The organism is Coleofasciculus sp. D1-CHI-01 (assembly GCF_040218875.1).
Lineage (GTDB): Bacteria > Cyanobacteriota > Cyanobacteriia > Cyanobacteriales > Coleofasciculaceae > Coleofasciculus.
The window spans coordinates 97,379-114,156 of the sequence record NZ_JAVJQP010000050.1 but is presented as its reverse complement, the minus strand read 5'-3'; the positions used below and the strand labels follow the sequence as shown (position 1 = coordinate 114,156).

Annotated in this window: 11 protein-coding genes, 13 tRNA genes and 1 pseudogene; 4 read left to right on the top strand and 21 right to left on the bottom strand. The window is 45.6% G+C overall.

The genetic code is table 11. The features are described 5' to 3' along the window. Nucleotides 1–85: 85 nt before the first annotated feature. Entirely contained in the window at nt 86–1,027 is a 942-nt protein-coding gene (locus RIB93_RS09900; RefSeq protein WP_446372620.1) for an SPFH domain-containing protein, read from the top strand. 125 nt (nt 1,028–1,152) lie between these two features. Here RIB93_RS09900 and RIB93_RS09895 read toward each other — a convergent pair. The 9 genes and pseudogenes from RIB93_RS09895 to RIB93_RS09855 all read right to left on the bottom strand — a co-directional run. Next, nucleotides 1,153–1,560, bottom strand: a pseudogene (locus RIB93_RS09895) (HNH endonuclease); the annotation flags it as partial. A gap of 4 nt (nt 1,561–1,564) precedes the next feature. Next, entirely contained in the window at nt 1,565–2,470 is a 906-nt protein-coding gene (locus RIB93_RS09890) for a Dam family site-specific DNA-(adenine-N6)-methyltransferase (RefSeq protein WP_446372619.1), read from the bottom strand. Nucleotides 2,471–2,720: 250 nt separating this feature from the next. Further along, a tRNA-Lys gene (locus RIB93_RS09885) sits at nt 2,721–2,793 on the bottom strand. 160 nt (nt 2,794–2,953) lie between these two features. Beyond that, nucleotides 2,954–3,040: transfer RNA gene (locus RIB93_RS09880), tRNA-Ser, on the bottom strand. Nucleotides 3,041–3,047: 7 nt separating this feature from the next. Further along, nucleotides 3,048–3,122: transfer RNA gene (locus tag RIB93_RS09875), tRNA-His, on the bottom strand. Between the two features lie 5 nt (nt 3,123–3,127). Then, nucleotides 3,128–3,200, bottom strand: a tRNA-Ala gene (locus RIB93_RS09870). Nucleotides 3,201–3,277: 77 nt separating this feature from the next. Further along, complete coding sequence (locus RIB93_RS09865; RefSeq protein WP_446372618.1) at nt 3,278–3,739, bottom strand: NADAR family protein; 462 nt, start codon at nt 3,737–3,739, stop codon at nt 3,278–3,280. Between the two features lie 438 nt (nt 3,740–4,177). After that, nucleotides 4,178–4,250: transfer RNA gene (locus RIB93_RS09860), tRNA-Arg, on the bottom strand. A gap of 52 nt (nt 4,251–4,302) precedes the next feature. Next, on the bottom strand, nt 4,303–5,145 hold the full coding sequence (locus RIB93_RS09855) for a TIGR02452 family protein (protein WP_446372617.1): 843 nt from the start codon (nt 5,143–5,145) through the stop codon (nt 4,303–4,305). A gap of 480 nt (nt 5,146–5,625) precedes the next feature. Between RIB93_RS09855 and RIB93_RS09850 the strand changes: the two genes are divergently transcribed. After that, nucleotides 5,626–9,540 carry a DUF2157 domain-containing protein gene (locus RIB93_RS09850; RefSeq protein WP_446372616.1) on the top strand — a complete coding sequence of 1,305 codons (3,915 nt, stop codon included), beginning with the start codon at nt 5,626–5,628 and terminating at the stop codon, nt 9,538–9,540. Between the two features lie 419 nt (nt 9,541–9,959). Here the strand turns inward: RIB93_RS09850 and RIB93_RS09845 are convergent, their stop codons facing one another. Both RIB93_RS09845 and RIB93_RS09840 read right to left on the bottom strand, forming a co-directional pair. After that, the gene (locus RIB93_RS09845; protein WP_446372615.1) at nt 9,960–10,589 is read right to left on the bottom strand and encodes a hypothetical protein; all 630 of its coding nucleotides are present in this window, start codon (nt 10,587–10,589) and stop codon (nt 9,960–9,962) included. Between the two features lie 90 nt (nt 10,590–10,679). Further along, nucleotides 10,680–10,751, bottom strand: a tRNA-Thr gene (locus RIB93_RS09840). A 102-nt stretch (nt 10,752–10,853) separates the two neighbouring features. On the opposite strand from RIB93_RS09840, the gene RIB93_RS09835 reads away from it, so the two are divergent. After that, a complete protein-coding gene (locus RIB93_RS09835) occupies nt 10,854–11,459 on the top strand; it encodes a macro domain-containing protein (RefSeq protein ID WP_446372614.1) in 606 nt (201 codons plus the stop codon). A 25-nt stretch (nt 11,460–11,484) separates the two neighbouring features. Here the strand turns inward: RIB93_RS09835 and RIB93_RS09830 are convergent. Together RIB93_RS09830 and RIB93_RS09825 are read right to left on the bottom strand one after the other, a co-directional pair. Beyond that, nucleotides 11,485–11,559: transfer RNA gene (locus RIB93_RS09830), tRNA-Thr, on the bottom strand. A gap of 180 nt (nt 11,560–11,739) precedes the next feature. Continuing rightward, nucleotides 11,740–11,931, bottom strand: a complete 192-nt coding sequence (locus tag RIB93_RS09825) for a hypothetical protein (RefSeq protein WP_446372613.1) — start codon at nt 11,929–11,931, stop codon at nt 11,740–11,742. A 55-nt stretch (nt 11,932–11,986) separates the two neighbouring features. On the opposite strand from RIB93_RS09825, the gene RIB93_RS09820 reads away from it, so the two are divergent. Beyond that, the gene (locus RIB93_RS09820; RefSeq protein ID WP_446372612.1) at nt 11,987–13,075 is read left to right on the top strand and encodes an RNA-guided endonuclease InsQ/TnpB family protein; all 1,089 of its coding nucleotides are present in this window, start codon (nt 11,987–11,989) and stop codon (nt 13,073–13,075) included. Between the two features lie 176 nt (nt 13,076–13,251). On the opposite strand, the gene RIB93_RS09815 is transcribed toward RIB93_RS09820, so the two are convergent. The 8 genes from RIB93_RS09815 to RIB93_RS09780 form a co-directional block, all read right to left on the bottom strand. Next, nucleotides 13,252–13,325 (bottom strand) — tRNA-Trp (locus RIB93_RS09815). Between the two features lie 31 nt (nt 13,326–13,356). After that, nucleotides 13,357–13,439, bottom strand: a tRNA-Tyr gene (locus tag RIB93_RS09810). 94 nt (nt 13,440–13,533) lie between these two features. Further along, a tRNA-Met gene (locus RIB93_RS09805) sits at nt 13,534–13,606 on the bottom strand. A gap of 10 nt (nt 13,607–13,616) precedes the next feature. Beyond that, nucleotides 13,617–13,689, bottom strand: a tRNA-Lys gene (locus tag RIB93_RS09800). Nucleotides 13,690–13,784: 95 nt separating this feature from the next. After that, nucleotides 13,785–13,857, bottom strand: a tRNA-Glu gene (locus RIB93_RS09795). 6 nt (nt 13,858–13,863) lie between these two features. Then, nucleotides 13,864–13,936 (bottom strand) — tRNA-Asp (locus RIB93_RS09790). Nucleotides 13,937–14,304: 368 nt separating this feature from the next. Continuing rightward, the gene (locus RIB93_RS09785) at nt 14,305–14,856 is read right to left on the bottom strand and encodes a hypothetical protein (RefSeq protein ID WP_446372611.1); all 552 of its coding nucleotides are present in this window, start codon (nt 14,854–14,856) and stop codon (nt 14,305–14,307) included. After that, nucleotides 14,853–16,739 (bottom strand): S8 family peptidase, encoded by a 1,887-nt coding sequence (locus tag RIB93_RS09780; protein ID WP_446372610.1) that lies wholly within the window; start codon nt 16,737–16,739, stop codon nt 14,853–14,855. Before RIB93_RS09780 ends, RIB93_RS09785 begins: the two co-directional genes overlap by 4 nt. Nucleotides 16,740–16,778: the final 39 nt, after the last annotated feature.

Below are 16,778 nucleotides of genomic sequence, written 5' to 3'. Positions count from 1 at the left end.
GTATTTACAAAACATCAAGCCAGTACTATTTAATGGCTGATCAGTTCACATTCAATCAAATTGTATCTCACGAGGAGAATTTAAAATGTATCAGTGGTTTTTTATGGCATTTATCGCCTTGACTGGTACCACCTTGGCAGGTAGTGTCAAGATTATTAAGCAAGGAGAAGAGGCTTTAGTTGAAACTCTAGGTCGATATGATGGTAAAAAATTAGAACCCGGTCTAAATTTTGTGATTCCTTTTCTGGATCAGATTGCCTGTCAGCAAACGATTCGGGAACAAGTGTTAGAGATTCCGCCGCAAAATTGTATTACTCGTGATAATGTGTCAATTAGTGTAGATGCTGTCGTTTATTGGCGGGTAATTAATCTGGAAAAATCTTATTACAAAGTTCAGGATCTGCAAGCCGCGATGGTGAATTTAGTTTTAACTCAAATTCGCTCAGAAATGGGTAAACTTGAACTGAACCAAACCTTTACCGCCCGCACTGAAGTGAATGAAATGCTATTGCGGGAATTAGATATTGCCACAGCACCGTGGGGAGTCAAGGTAACGCGGGTAGAATTGCGGGATATTGTACCATCTAAAACCGTGCAAGGGGCAATGGAATTACAGATGTCAGCGGAACGGAAAAAGCAGGCGGCAATTCTGACATCGGAAGGGGAACGAGAAGCAGTGGTTAATAGTGCCAGAGGGGAAGCTGAGGCACAAATCATTGAAGCACAAGCGCGTCAACGAGCCGCTATTTTGGAGGCGGAAGCGCAACAAAAGCAGCAAGTTCTTAAGGCGCAAGGGACAGCCGGTGCGATGGATATTATTGGCAAAAAGTTAAACGCTGATCCCTCATCAGCCCAAGCACTCCAGTTTTTATTGGCACAAAACTATTTGGATATGGGGATAAAAATTGGTAGTAGTAACAGCAGCAAGATCATGTTTATGGACCCGCGCACGATTCCAGCGACGTTAGATGGGATTGGTTCGATAATAACAGAGGAGAGTAATGGAGAGTTGAGTAAGTTGGCTTAGAATTAATTGCATCGGGTGCGTTAGCGAAGTGTAACGCACCTAAAATGCTGATTTTTTATGGGCTAATTGTAAAGGCTTAATCCCAATGAATATTCATTTAAAGACTCCGCCGATGAGTTCACACTCTTGAAAGGAACGCGATGATCGATTTGCAGTTCACGCTTATCTAATTCTTCTAGGTAAATAAAACACTTACATCCATACTTTTTGATTAACTCCTCTTTGATCCGTCTCGATAACCCGGTTCTACCCGAAATCCTAGAAAATCTAACATTACTAATATCTCCAAACTTATAAGCTGCTATTTTTCTACCATCACTTCCTGTAACCCGAAAAGTTTTTAATGGTATTCCTAGCTCTCGGACATCTCTAGCTGCTCTAGGAGGATGATTATAACCATAAGTTTCTTTGAGTTCTTCAGTTGTTACAAAGCCATACTGCATAATGTGATCAATAACCGATCTAGGTCTTTTGGCTGTTACTGACTGACAAATTTTTATAAAATCGTCAGGTAACTGTTGAGAATTATCCATGTTGCTATAGAAGCGTCAATTGCTTAGGAAATCCAAGAATGTAATTTTCTATTTCTGGTGAGCAATCCCTGAGTAAAGTTGGTGACAAATATAATGACTCTACTGTTATTTCCTGTTTACCTAAAAGTGTTGCCTGTGATGAACGTCCTACCTCGATTTGAATTTTCTTAAGACCCAGATATTCCGGTAGTTTCTTACCAAATATTTTATTGCCCCGTTTACCATCGTAACTAATTGCAAATTTTATTGCTTTTCTGTTTAATACTTCTATAGCTGAAACAAATTCATCAAAACTAATCCCAGAGCAGTATCTAGAGTCTCTATTCCCACATACTCCTTGGTAGGGAGGGTCCATGTAGACAAAATCAGTATTGTCAACCTTGGCTAAAACATCTTTATAATCGAGAGCCGTAAATAAACATTTATTTTTTAGCAAATGAGAAACTCCTTCAATATTCTGTCGCATTTTTTCAGGGCGGGTACCTTTCCTACGCTTATCTGGGCTTTGATTAAATAAACCATCGCTATTGTATCGGACAGAACCCTTTACACACCGGGAGAGCAGATAGAGGAACAAGAAAGGGTCATTTGTTTTATTAAATTCATCTCTAATCTTATAATAGTGTTCTACCGAGTTTCCATGTTGCTCATTCCATATTTTTGTATATAAATATGCTGTTTTATCGGGCTGTTCAATAATTAACTCTAGTAACTTAATTAAAGGCAGATTAAAATCATTAATCCAAAACTTTTGACTAACCTGCCGTGCAGCAGCAGCGATACTAATCGCGGCAGTTCCTGAAAATGGCTCTACTAACCTTCCTATTTTATTAGGCAGGAATCTGAGAATGTCTGAGGCAAGATTCCTTTTACTTCCCTGATACTGGATTGGATGCGGAAGATTAGCCATCTTAATCTAAGGAGAAATGCGTGAGTACACTGCGGCAGTAATTTATACCTATCTCTATACTAATTAAGTTTACCATTTACAGAGGTAGTTCTACGAATTGTCTTTCTGAGGAAAGGTGGAAAATTGCGATCGCGTCCGTGGCTCTCGATGAGTGTATCCCTGGCGTCCCCTGGCTCACGTTTGCCAAACAGGAAATATCGGTCACTCCGTTATACAATTAGCTAGTTAAACTACGCCACACCTGGACAAATGGGAATGACAGGAATCGAACCTGCAACCCAGTGATTAAGAGTCACCTGCTCTGCCAATTGAGCTACATTCCCTGATTAAACCCCTCTGGATGGAATCGAACCACCGCATCCGATATTCGTAGTATCAGTGCCAGAATCCACTGGCAGAGGGATGAATCCACCGGGAAGGTACTGCCCCTTCTACCTCTGCGTTATCAGCACAGCGCCTCACTTTTCGGCTTCCGGTGGATAGAGGAAGATGGAGGAATCGAACCCCTACGACATCGCTGCCGTACCACGGTTTTCAAGACCGCTTGCCGTCCATTCAGCAGCATCTTCCAGTTAAGGGTGTCTGACGGGACTTGAACCCGCTATTGACTTGTTCCACAAACAAGCGCCGCGACCGCTTTGGCTTCAGACACCATCATGGATCTGGCGGGGGTTGAACCCGCAACCTCCTGTGTGCAAAACAGGCGTTCTCCCATTGGAACTACAGACCCTAAGTGGGTGGACACAATCAAAGCTAACGGTGGAGAACTCGCGAGAGCGAGAAGCAAGCTACGTCATTCGTCATTTGTCATTCGTCCTTTGTAAGGGGTTGACACAATATCTCTCGCACTGCCATTAAAATCTCTCCCAATCGATTTTTACCACTGCCATCTTTACCGCATCCCCAGTAGTAATCGATGGGGGAATTCTCTACAATCAACTCATCCCCTGTCGCCAAAAGTATTTCGCGGATATCAGCATGAGTTTCAAACTTCTGCAAAACTCCCTGCTTCATAATTTCATCCTTGACTTGTTCCCAATCGCTCCGGATAGGGTGTTGCCGACTTCTACCCATTTTGGCAGCGTCTTTAGGCGTTTTCACCTCGCATATTTTGTCGAACCAAGGACGATCTGTCTCGACAAATTTCTGTGCCTGGAAGTAATGTTCACTCGTTGCCCACCAACAACCATCTAACTCGAAACCATGGCGAGAAAAGTTGGAAAAGCAACCGTAGGGTTTTTCACGGGTGCTATAAAAATAGACTGGCATACTGGTAATTGGTATTTTTGTACTATTTTAGTCTAAGATGAATGGCACTGACTGGTATGCTGGTGGGCAATGCCCACCCTACGATATATCAAAGTTTCGTCGCTCCAAAAATGCTTATTGAGCGTGCCATTGAGTCTAAGAGCCTGTAATTGTGCGATCGCCCTCGCGTGCAAGTTACCAGAGCGTTGTGATGCGCCTTCTCAGTTACTAGAGGAACTCCGCCGATGAGTTATTACACACTCTTTAAAGGATGGCTACCTCTAAGCCAACCTATCGGGTTATTCGCACTCCTCGTTCTCAAACGCCCACTGTTAATAGAACAGCGTTACTCTTCCTCTCGTACTAAGTATGTAAGCTCTTAGATGTCAGGGCACGCAAGGCGCGATCGCACGGTTTGTTTAGTCAAAGAAAATAACCTCCTTTTTGAACGGTATTCAACGCCCCCACCAGGATTTGAACCTGGAACTCTCAGCTTAGAAGGCTGCTGCTCTATCCCTTGAGCTATGGGGGCTTATATTTCGTCCTCTGTCATTTGTCATTTGTCATTTGTCATTTGTCATTTGTCATTTGTCTGAAAATCGATTGTGGAATTCGGTGATTATTCTTTTTTGTTTGGTTGAATCAAGGACAGAAAACAACACCATTTTTAATTGTCCCCAAAATTGACAATTGGGTAATAAAAAATCAGCAAACATTTGGGCAACCATTGAGGGTTCATTCTGAAAAACGCCACATCCCCAAGCGCCTAAAACGAGTGCATCACATCCCTGTTCAACTGATAAACTCAAGACTTTAGCACCGCGACTATATAAAGCATCGCGTATTCTTGCCCCATTTTTCGGTTGATTGCGCCAAATTGCACCCGCATTGGGAGCAGGACTCGTAATAAAATCGACACAATAAGGTGGCTCTAGTAATGTGCCATCATCTTTACGAAAAATTGGACAACCTGGGGAATAAATGATCCGATCTGAGTAGAGAAGTGACTTATGGGAACGATGATACTCATAGTATTCTGGACATTTTAACAAGCTTTTATAAAGGGCAGAACTTCTAGCTAGACTTTCTTCTTGGGCTTGAGCGCCGTTGATAAATCCACCGCCAGGGTTTTTAGCTGAAGCAAAGTTAAGGACGCCAATCTTGTGAAACTGTTGAGATTGTGCCATGCGTTCTGCTCCGATTAACGTTGTTTCATTCCTGACTTCAAATTCAGTTGTAGAGAATTTGGGAGTGCTGGAGAGAACATTTTGTTCGAGAGTAGAGAGACTGTCTGGGTCATAGTATTTTGTCTGAGCTAGACAAGCGTTTAAATCTTGATTAATATCAACCCGTTGACCCGTCGGAGAGTCGTAATAGCCAGCATCGAGAATCTTGAGTGTATCTTGCGCGATCGCAATCCGGTTCATAAGTAATATTTTATACCTTATACGTCAATTGTCGAGGCAGGTTTAGGGAATCTGTAGGGGCGGGTTTAGGGACAATTGTAGGGGCGGGTTTAGGGAATCTGTAGGGGCGGGTTTAGGGACAATTGTAGGGGCGGGTTTAGGGAATCTGTAGGGGCGGGTTTAGGGACTAAATTTAGATATCCACCGATAACGGAACAACAAAACCCGCCCTTCCCCACCGATAACGGAACAACAAAACCCGCCCTTCCCCACCAATAACGGAACAACAAAACCCGCCCTCACCACCAATAACGAAACAACAAAACCCGCCCTCCCCACCGATAAATGAAATTCAGCTAGTCACCACTAACGGAAAAACAAAACCCGCCCTCCCCACTGTTCAAAAAATCTAATGCTAGGATTAATTAATCTGTTTGTAGTAAGCGCTTCAGCGCTTCTTCTGGCACTAAAGTGCCGACTACGAACGAACCCCCGAAAACTATGTCCTCGCAACATTCTGTGAGAATTGAACTCACTGTTTCTGCCTCCAATCCCAACTTACTCGAAGGTCTAGAAACCTGGTTGCGCTTGGGTTTAATCAGTGATGCCCAAGTGAAGCAACTCGGTCGAATCTATCTATCTTGTCGCCTTCCTGAACCAGAGATTGCGCCCCTGCCATCTCGCCCCCCATCCCGAAAGGTGGAACCCAAGGTCAAGGAACCCGTTCCTACTGTCTCACCCTTATCCCGGATATGGCAGTCATGGCAAGAGGAACTGAGTGTACGCTGGCTGCTGTTTCTGGGTGTCTTTTTGGTTGTTGTCTCTTCCGGTGTCCTCGCGGCGACTCAATGGCAGAATTTTCCACCAGCGGGACAGTATGGTGTGTTATGGACATATACCGTTATCTTTTGGAGTATTAGCCTGTGGGCGGGAAAGCGTTCTAATTTAAAGTTAACCTCTCAAACCTTACAATTGATTGCCCTGCTTTTAGTCCCGGTTAACTTTTGGGCAATGGATGGTTTTGGGTTATGGCGTCATCCCTGGGAATGGATTGTTGTGGGGGGGGCGGCGTTAAGTTTAACGGGAATTACGGTTATCAATCCGTCTATCCAAACTAACTCATTCCGGCTTACCTCTCCTGCTTCTCTAGTTTTATGGTTGAGTTATCTACACTGGGGTTGGAATTGGTCACAGGTTCCATTAGTCGCTGTTTATTTAGGTGTGATCGGAACCGCGATTTTCCTCCCCGCCGCCGCTTCAACCCCTCGCGCATCCCCATCTTTGCCGAATAATGCACCCACGGGTAGTTTAGTGGTGATTTATGCCCTCACGGTGTTATTAGGACGGGCAATTTTCGTGATGAATGTGCCAATTACCCAACTCGCTTTGGCAATGGGAATTTGTGGTTGGTTGTTGGCACGACAGGGAAAACCTCCAGCCGTCTCACGAGAGTCTGTTTCCTCCTTTAGTACAAAAGTCTGGGATGGAATTGGCGGTGGATTACTGTTGATGGGTTGGTTGGTTTCGGTAGGAGAAGAAATTCCTTGGCAAGCCACGGTGGTTAGTGGGTTGGCGATTGGTTTTTTCGCCCAGCGCTTACAGTATTCTCGGCGGCGTCTGGATTTAGCTGCCATTTTTTTGATTGGCTTGCAAACGCTGTTTTTACTATGGCGATTAATCCCGTTGGCGGTACAAGAGGAGGTAGTCAGTTTCCTCTCTCAACAGGTGGGTTCAGACGTGGAAGCCTGGTGGGGTGTCGCCCTATTTCCCTACATTATTCTGTGGGTAGGTTTGACCGATTGGCTATATCGGAAGTCGAACCCTAGATTAGCCCGGTTTGGGGAAGGACTCACATTCGGATTGGGTGTAATGTTAACGGTAATCAGTACCCTGAATCCGACGGCGCGATCGCTCAACCTATTATTCTCCACTGTCACTCTTGCTATTGTTACTCATCGCCGCCCTCCGCTGCGAATTCCTCTGGTTTATCTCACCCATATCGCCGGATTATTAACCCTCTGTTCGTTTATTGATGGATGGTTTCCGACTCTCAGCGAACCGCTTTGGGCAAGTTTATTGTTGGCGTTAATGGTGGCAGAATGGAGTCTGAGTATAAAGCAGGAAGGGCAAACGGTAGAAGCAAATCCTCCATCTCCTGTCCCCCAGCAGACTTGGTATCACAGTTGTTGGCACATTGGTTTTGTCCTCGCTGGAATCAGTTATGTGTTACTGGCTGGGGAAAGTATTACGTATTTGATTCCCTTTCCCACGCATCCTTGGGGGCTTTTATGGTTACTCACCCCATTAACCTTAACTGGAGTTGCCAGTCTTAGTCAGCGATCGCGGCGCATTCAGGCTGCTTCGTGGAGTGCGATCGCTTTATTTCTTGCCCAATGGCTAACCCTATTCCAACCGCAGATTCAACTGATTGGCTTAGGGGTTGCCACAGTGTTAATGTTCCTGAATAGTCGCTATTTACGCCAAACTGTCGCCGCTACAATTACAATTGGTTTTGCCCTCAGCTTTTTTAGTGCATGGCTGTGGCAAGGAATTCCCGGATTACCTCCCTTATCTGTCGCCGATTGGTATTTGGTGGGCGCGATCGCAATTTTGGGATTATGGCTGCTACGGGCTAGCTTAATTCCCCAGTCTGGCGATTTAGCTTCGTTGTACGCCCAAGCCTCGGATGGATGGGCAATTGCCCTGTCTGGTACAGAATTAGGATTCCTGACGCTACACAGTACCCAGAGTTACGTCGAACTGATTCCATCCAGTTGGCATTACCTAGCCGCATCAATTTTAATTGGCGGTGCGATTTGGTTTCGCTGTTGGCGATCATTTACAGAGTTTGGTATCTATGGCATCAGTTGGGCAATCGAATTAGCGATCGCATATACGATTCTGTTACAAAATGGTTCATCCCTAACCTTAGCCACCGCTAACATTATCCTGGCACTTGTGATACTAATCCTCACCGATTGGTGGTTTGCCCGTTTAGATGATGACACAGAGGAACCTGTAGAGACGCGCCATGGCGCGTCTGGCGCGTCTAGAAATGCACTGGAGGGTTTACCCTTAATCTATGCCCTAATTGGCATTAGTTTGCGCTGGACGTATTTCACCCCTTATACCGGGTTACTCACCCTCGGTGCAGCATTAACCGGGATAGGTGTAGGGCGTCGCCGTCTTCCCTGGAAAGGGATCACCTATCTCTCCCTAGCAGGTATTTCTATTGCTTGGTATGAACTGGTAATTTACCAGATGATGCAAGCCGAGGGAGGAAATCCAGCGGATGGCTTTACTATTCTAGCGGGTGTCGCGGCGGCAATTGCGGTTATTTATCGAGTGTTGGCATGGTTTTGGCAATCGCGCGATCGATCCACCCTTCTCAACCTCAGTATCACTGAAATTAAAATCACCGCCCATATTCACTGGGCAATTGCCAGTTTACTGATGGTGTTAACGGTGGGAATGTCGGTGTTAACCACACCAAATCTGAGAACCATCGGACTTGCCATCAGTTGGGTACTGGCTATTTATGCCTTATTACAGGGGCGTACAAGACAAAAACGCCAGTTATCTCCCTCATCTCCCTCATCACCCCCATCATCTAACCTCTGGATATACGCCGGATTAACCGAAGTCGCCGCCACAGGTGTTTATGCGCGTTTAACCTGGACACAGTTGAGCATATTTGACCCCTGGAGAGGGGTAATGGCTTGTTTATTCGCGATCGCGCTTTTTCAACTGCCTTGGCGACGCTGGGGATGGAATGATAAACCTTGGCAACATTACGCCATCATCTCTCCTTTGCTAACGGTTTGCCTCAACTATCAAACCCTATCTTCAATCAATTTACTAGCCGTTGCCGGGTTTTATGCCTGGGTTGCCAACCGCCAGTCTAATTTACGCTGGACATATTTGAGTCTATTTTTCGTTGATTGGGCAATTTGGCGGGTTTTAGTTAATCAACAAATCACTGAACCCTTGTGGTATGCTGCCCTAATTGGCGGATCTTGCCTCTACATTGCCCAAATTGATCCAGAATTAAAACGTCCCCGAAAACGACAAACTCGTCACTACTTCCGCTTACTGGGTAGTAGCATCATTTGTTTAGCCGCGTTCTTTTTCCATCAAGAGACTGGACTCATTCCCGGAATCATTAGCCTGGTTGCCATATTTGCTGGATTAGGACTGCGAATTCGGGCATTTTTAATGGTTGGTACAGCAACATTTGTTCTAACGGTATTTTACCAGTTAGTTGTTTTGAGTTTTCAGTATCCCTTTTCCAAATGGGTCATTGGCTTAATCGCTGGCATTATTTTTATTAGCATTGCTGCTAACTTTGAACAGCGACGGGAGCAAATTTTGGGCATTTTTCAAAACTGGGCGAACCAGTGGCGAGAATGGGAATAGAAACTAACAATTTTAGATCCCCCTCCCGTCCCCCTTCAAAAGGGGGAAGCCAATCGAGCTTACAGGGGAAGCCTTTGAACCCGTTTCAACGGGTTTAAGCTTTTAGCCCCAACTTTAGTTGAGGGCTTAAGTGAGTGCTGACCACTCAGCCAGGTGGAAACCTCAAGGTTTTATGGAACCTATAACCAACGCCCTGGATTTTATCGATCGTTAACCTTTATGGTTTGAGAGTTAATTGTATAACCTTTAACGATTGAAGTTTAAGCGTTAAGCGTTGAGCGTTAAGCTTTAAAGGTAGTGGAAGATGGAGTCGGTTGCGAATCGACACCTCATGCTTCTAATAGCATGTGCTCTACGCCATTGAGCTATCCATCTAAATCCATAAATTTAGAGGTTTTCGAGTGACCAGCACTTCTAGCTTAGTCGGGAATCTCAAGCATGGTGCGGGCATTGCTAATTGACAGTACCCGGTCAACCGTTGATTTAAACTCTTCAACAAATACTTGCCGTCTCTCGCTCTCTTCTGCGAGGTTAGTGGGATCGAGCAATTCGACACCTTCTCGCTCTAAGAAGCTATCCGCCAGAGATTGATATTTTTCAGACGCGGCATTTTTACCCAACACCTCCTTGGCTAACTTATCCAGTCGCTCTTTCACTCGCGTTTGAGCGGCTTTGTACTCATTCTGAGTGCGAGTGTACGCCGACACCATCGTGTGAAAAACTGCCTCATAGTACAAGATAAAATTCTTCATCTCGATAGCTTCAGCCACCGTCATTTCTTGACCCGCGACGGAAACCATGGTGGAGGCATTCGACAAAACAACGGCTCGTTTAATGGTGCGTCGTCTGTCAATTAAAGCATCAACTCGTTGTAAAGCCGCCCGTGCTTTAGAGGCATGGTCTTCTCGTGATTTGTAGCCTGTTGGCACTTTGCCGACTTCCACAACAGCAATTAACGTATTATTATCTAAATTCGCTCGTGCCGAATCAATCCGTTTTTCCAACAGTGTCAACTCTGCCAAAGCATCAGTTACCGTCATCGTAGTCATTTCTACACCTCCTCTTCTATAAAAATCATGGATAAACAGGTAGCAAGATTAGCACGACCAAAACGGCTTAACTCAACACCTGTATTCAAAAGCAGACGGCGGGAATCGAACCCACATAAAGGATTTACCACACCCTTGTGTTGCCATTGACACCACATCTGCATGACTCGCCATTTTCATAACTGCCAATAACCACTCCAGTCCGTTGACACTCCCCTTAGTTTGCCCCTAAAATAGCGTTCTAAGCGGAGGTCAGTTCACAACTTGAAGTTAATACTTGTAGCTCCCAGTTCACAACTGTTTGCAGCGTTTCAACAGTATTTCAGCTATTTACCTAACGTAGAAATCGTCAACGACTATTTCCAGTGGTTGCCCGAATTTGACTGTTTAGTCAGCCCTGCCAATTCATTTGGCATGATGGATGGGGGCATGGATGCAGAAATTGTGCGGTTTTTTGGTCATTCCCTGATGACAAACGTTCAGCAGCACATCCTGGCAGAATTCCTGGGAGAACAGCCTGTTGGCACATCATTCATCGTGGAAACAGGTCATCCCAAACACCCTTTTTTGGCTCATACACCGACCATGCGAGTACCCATGTCTATTGCTGGCACGGATATCCCCTACATAGCAATGTGGGCAATGCTTTTAGCCGTTCGACGACACAATCAAAATGCCACCCGAAAAATTGATAAAATTGCCTGTCCTGGGTTAGGCACAGGAATAGGGCGAATTCCCTATCACGAAGCGGCTAGACAGATGGCAGTTGCTTATGACAACTTCTTACATCCACCCAAATTTCTCAATTGTATCGTTGCGGCTGAACGACAACTTCAGATTTGGGAAGGTGAACGTTCCAGCTTTGCCTGAGTCGCGAGTAGCAGTGTACTCTGTCTGGAGCAGGTGGCGAGAGTCGAACTCGCATCAGAAGGATACGACGCTTCTATGTTAGCCATTACACCACACCTGCATTTTGGTGGCGGGGGCAGGAGTTGCACCTGCTGATATCCAGGATATGAGCCTAGCAAGCCACTCTTGCTTCATCGGGAGCGTGTATTGAACTGACGACTTCTTGCTTTTCAGGCAAGCGCTCTACCCAACTGAGCTACCGGGGGCTGGAAGCTGTAACCTAATTTATAATCAAATCTAGTCATTCCTGTTCATCCTTGAGTAGGGATGAGTAAAGCTGATCAACAAACTCCCTGAACCGCTCCTGCCAGTCGGGGATGGCTTTCAGTTTTTCCTTCTGTCCCTTATATCCTCTAAAAGCAATTACCTCCTTGTCTAAAGGTTTCTTTAACTGTTTTTTCGCTCCTAACTTATGTCCTTTTTGAAAAGGCATTGTAAATCCTAAATGTATCTGTTAACATATATATCATGGCTTAAGCTAGAAACAAATGCTTCTAGGATTCAAGACAGAGCTAAGACTAAACAACAAACAGCGAACGGCATTAGCTAAACACGCTGGTGTTTCCCGTCATGCTTGGAATTGGGGACTAGGTTTGACTAAGCAGATACTTGACCACAATCGAGATAATGCAAGCAATAAAATCAAGTTTCCGACAAGGATTGACCTGCACAAGTGGCTGGTAGCACTGGTCAAGCCTATCTACCCTTGGTACTATGAGGTGAGCAAATGTGCCCCTCAGTATGCTTTGAGACAGTTATCTGAAGCCTGGAAACGGGCATTCAAGAAAACAAGTAAGCCACCTCGGTTCAAGAAAAAAGGGCGAGGCGATAGCTTTACCCTAGATGGTTCAATCAAACTTGACCATTTTAAAATTAGAGTTCCGGTCATTGGTTGGCTGAGAACATACGAGCGGCTACCTGTCTGCTTTCAACCCAAATCTGTGACCATTTCCAGGACAGCTGACCGATGGTTTATCAGCTTTAAGCTGGAATATGAACCAATAAACCGCCCCAAAGCCTATCCCGTAGTGGGAGTCGATTTAGGCATAAAAGCGCTCGCCGTTCTGTCCACAGGTATCGTGATAGAAGGTGCTAAAAGCTATCGTAAGTACTCCAAAAAACTCTCACGTATGCAATGGCTGAATCGTCATAAACAACGCAGTTCATCTAACTGGAAAAAAGCTCAAGTCAAAATAGCCCGTTTGCACCGGAAAATAGCTAACATTCGCAAAGACACATTACATAAACTCACTTCCTATTTAGCCCAAAACCACAGCCGAATAGGAATAGAGAATCTCAATGTGTCCGGCATGATGGCAAACCATCAGCTGGCTAAAGCTGTTGCCGACATGGGCTTTTACGAGTTTAAGCGCCAGTTAGAGTACAAGTGTCAGTTGTACGGGTCAACTCTGGTTGAAGTAGACCCGTGGTATCCCTCCACCAAAACCTGCTCCCAGTGCCACACTGTCAAAGACGAAATGTCCCTATCTGAGCGAGTTTTCCGGTGCGACAACTGCTCTTTTGAGTGCGACAGAGATTTGAATGCATCCTTTAATTTGGAGCAAGCCGCCAGTTAGGTGGTGTTAGCCTGTGGACTGGTTGACCCTTCGACTTCGCTCAGGGTCAACACCGAGCGAAGTCGAGGTGTTGAGTGCCGACACCGCCAGGGTGAAGCAGGAAGTAAGCATCAAGACGCTTATTTGACTACGGTTGATCAGTTTTGAGTAGGTCTTATGTAACGGAAATGGTTGATTGGCGCAGGGACTGAGATTTGAACTCAGATCATCGGTTTTGGAGACCGAGATGTTGCCATTACACTATCCCTACATTCGATTTGAACTTTGAAACCAAAATTCAATGGGTCGGGCAGGATTCGCACCTGCAACGCATGAAAGCGGCTACTTTACAGGTAGTTGCCCACCCTAATAGGCGAGCCGACCCAGAGTCTATGTAGTATGTCTGGCTCGATATACTACATAATTTTCCCTTCTGTAGAGACGTTCCGGCGGAACGTCTCTACCAATCGCTGGAGCAGTAGGAGTAGCAGGGATCGAACCTGCGACTGGCACCTTATGAGGGTGCTGCTCTGCCCACTGAGCTATACTCCCAAAAATTGAGTGGGAGCAGCAGGAATCGAACCCGCAACCAGACGGTTAAAAGCCGCCTGCTCTGCCAGTTGAGCTATACTCCCCTTCCTCAAATAATCCGCTTCTTTTCAAGGTCAAGGTAGGAGCTGTCAGTATTCCTTTCAACCCCTTGGTAACTTGACCTCGTTCATCAATGTCATAGCCCCAACGGGATTTGAACCCGTGTCTTCTGAGCGAAAATCAGAGATCCTTGTCCACTAGACGATGGAGCCAAGTAGCGGGAGCGACGAGATTTGAACTCGCAACCTCAGACTCGACAGGTCTTTGCTCTAGCCATTGAGCTACGCCCCCACATTGATAAAAAATGTGTTACATATTCAGTTTTCAAGGTTCGGTATGAGCGCCTGGAGTCAAGCTTTTTGGCTCTTTTCCCTTCGCTCTTAAATATATACTACAAAAATACTACAAACTCGTCAAGGGTTTGAGCAAAAAATTTTTTGGACTTGGCTCAAAACCTGATAGAGAGGACGATACAAGCGCGATCGCACAACCCATGCCCCAAGTAAAAAGCCCGGAACAATTCCGGGCAACTATAGCGCTTCGCGCTGGTCTATTTACACCAAGCGAGATGTATCCTTTATCAGGAGGCTTTTAGAACGTTTGTACTGTAACTACACGAGAGCGAACTGCTATAACAGGAAATTTTTCAGGGTTATCCGTCAATTAGGCAAAGGTTGTACGGGACAATCCTTTGAACAATACACTTCGACAAAACGAATCGTCGCTGTATCCTTAAAATCGACCATAAACGGTGACGTCACCTGAAACTCAGCTTGATCTCCCAGCAATTCTTTCAGTTCACCCAGCGTCATCCCCACTTGCGCCACTCCAATCCCCTTTGCAGATATCCGTTGGGTTTGAGCCGATTGAGTTGATTTAGAAGGATCAACAGTAGGACTTTCGCCAGGTGAGGTGTCAGGGGATGATGGCTGCGCCGAGCGTGCATCTGGAGAAGACACAGGTGATGTATCTGTCGGGTTTGGAGGGTTGTTCTCGCAACTGACGAGTAGACAACAAACAAACATGATCAGAGGGATTTTCAGTTGGCGCATGATTAATTCAACCCGTTTTAAGCATTGTGAAATCGTCGCAACCCTTGATATACCGTAGGGTGGGCATTGCCCACCAGCATACCAGTCAATGCCATTCGTTTTAACTTCACATCTTGCACCATCCGGAGAAAACCTCGCTTTCAGCGATGGGAGTATCAATCAGGCTTCTTCCCGAATAGTCGAACACCTATCCCCACAGCACTGAATACCAGCAACCCTAACACCGAACCCGGTTCCGGAACAGTAGCCGCTACAGCGCGATCGGCTTGAATTAACCCGAAACCACTGTCAAAGTCAAAACCAGGACTCTCCATATCCAGAGCAGTCGTTTCCAATATACGATAAATTTCACTTGGACTCATATCCGGCGCAGCGTCCAACATTAAAGCCGCCACAGCCGCCGCATGGGGAGCCGCCGCCGACGTACCAAAGAAGTTGGGAAACCCATCACCTTCGGGATCTCTAGGATCTAAGAAAGGAGGTGGAAAAAAGGTTGTATTCGTGCCATCAGCCGCAATAATCTCTGGCTTTAAGCGAATCTCCGGATTTGCCAAGCGATTACCCGCCGTATCAAACAGAATCGGCGTGGGTCCTGCGGAGGAAAATGGCTCCAATAAAGCTGGATCAACACCAAATTCAGGTGTGTCTTGATAAAACGCCGCGCCAACAGCTTCTGCTCCCCTAGCATTAGGATGTCCGAACACCGTTCCACTGGCAGTATCGTACTCGTTCAGCGTACTCTCGCCAAACAAAATATACTTCATCAATCCAGGATCTAAACCCTCTACCTTTGATATCGCCAGGTTAAACGTATCGGTTCCTAATGAGCCATCATTGAAGAACGAGAAAAATTCAACCGCATCATTCCCCACATTAGAATTAACACTACTCGCCAATATATTCGTTCCTGACTGATCAAACAGGAAAATATCCAGATCATTCAGAGAACCCGCACCACCGCTCACCGAAAAGAACGGGGAATCCCACTGGAACGAGATGCCAAATCCGCTATTATCAGGAATTGTCAAACTTTGGAAAACATCAACGCCTGCACCTGAATCAAAATCATGAAATTCACCGCCGACTAACGGTTCAAACAGATTACTGCCATTAAACGCACTTTCGTAAGACTCTCGAGCATCATTACCCGCCGCCGAGAAATAGGAAACACCCTGATCAACGACAGTATCAATCGCTTGAGCAATGACTCCATCCTGGAACATTGGCTCAGTGGGGTAAAAGATGTCATCGACAATAATATCCGCACCTGCATCGGCAAGTGCCAGAATCCCCTGGGCAAAATCGGTTTCATTAAACGCCGCCGTGTGAAACGCCAAATCAGCACCTGGAGCCACATCATGGATCAGTTGCATCATGGCACGACCTTCATCGATACCAAAGATATCACCTAAACTCCCATCATTAGGTAAATCTTTCAACACGTTGATACCCGATGGCAAATCTCCACTCGCCACATCCTCGGCGGCTGTACCAGAAAAATTAAAGCTATCCGATAATACCCCAATCGTCACCCCGGTTCCATCTACACCAAACTGCTCACGCGCTATATCTGCACGTAAGGCGACATTAGCTTGACTGGTTGTTTTGCCGACATTGGTTATCGGTTTATAAGCTGGTTTAGCAAATTTCAAGCTTTCTAACTGCGCCACAGACGCCAGAGCATCAATCGGCAGCATCCCTGACACAAAGGAGCCAAAGGTTGAAGCATTTTGCAATCCTAATCTTTGTAAATCAGACAAGAGAGAATTTACGTCACTCGCGGCAACAGCATCAATGACTATGTTATTATTGTAGGTCTGCAATAAAGATGATGTATTCTGCCCAGAATAATTGCCTCCGTTAACAGCCATTGGCGCTAAATCAAACATCAGCTTACTCAGGGAGCCTTGTTTTAGGGCGCTCGTTCCAGTATAGTTTTCTCCATTTGTAAATGTGATTGCTTCTGCTCTATTGGGTAAATAGGTAATCGTCGCTGTTGTCAGAAGGGTAACTGATGCAACAGTTTTAGCAAGACGTTTCATTTTTTCGACCTGCCTAAGGAATCATGATTTATCTATCTC

What these genes read in the sequence shown, in the direction of transcription:
- RIB93_RS09900 (WP_446372620.1), top strand. Translation starts at nt 86, where the DNA reads ATGTATCAGTGGTTTTTTATGGCATTTATCGCCTTGACTGGTACCACC.
- RIB93_RS09890 (WP_446372619.1), bottom strand. Translation starts at nt 2,470, where the DNA reads ATGGCTAATCTTCCGCATCCAATCCAGTATCAGGGAAGTAAAAGGAAT.
- RIB93_RS09865 (WP_446372618.1), bottom strand. Translation starts at nt 3,739, where the DNA reads ATGCCAGTCTATTTTTATAGCACCCGTGAAAAACCCTACGGTTGCTTT.
- RIB93_RS09855 (WP_446372617.1), bottom strand. Translation starts at nt 5,145, where the DNA reads ATGAACCGGATTGCGATCGCGCAAGATACACTCAAGATTCTCGATGCT.
- RIB93_RS09850 (WP_446372616.1), top strand. Translation starts at nt 5,626, where the DNA reads ATGTCCTCGCAACATTCTGTGAGAATTGAACTCACTGTTTCTGCCTCC.
- RIB93_RS09845 (WP_446372615.1), bottom strand. Translation starts at nt 10,589, where the DNA reads ATGACTACGATGACGGTAACTGATGCTTTGGCAGAGTTGACACTGTTG.
- RIB93_RS09825 (WP_446372613.1), bottom strand. Translation starts at nt 11,931, where the DNA reads ATGCCTTTTCAAAAAGGACATAAGTTAGGAGCGAAAAAACAGTTAAAG.
- RIB93_RS09820 (WP_446372612.1), top strand. Translation starts at nt 11,987, where the DNA reads ATGCTTCTAGGATTCAAGACAGAGCTAAGACTAAACAACAAACAGCGA.
- RIB93_RS09780 (WP_446372610.1), bottom strand. Translation starts at nt 16,739, where the DNA reads ATGAAACGTCTTGCTAAAACTGTTGCATCAGTTACCCTTCTGACAACA.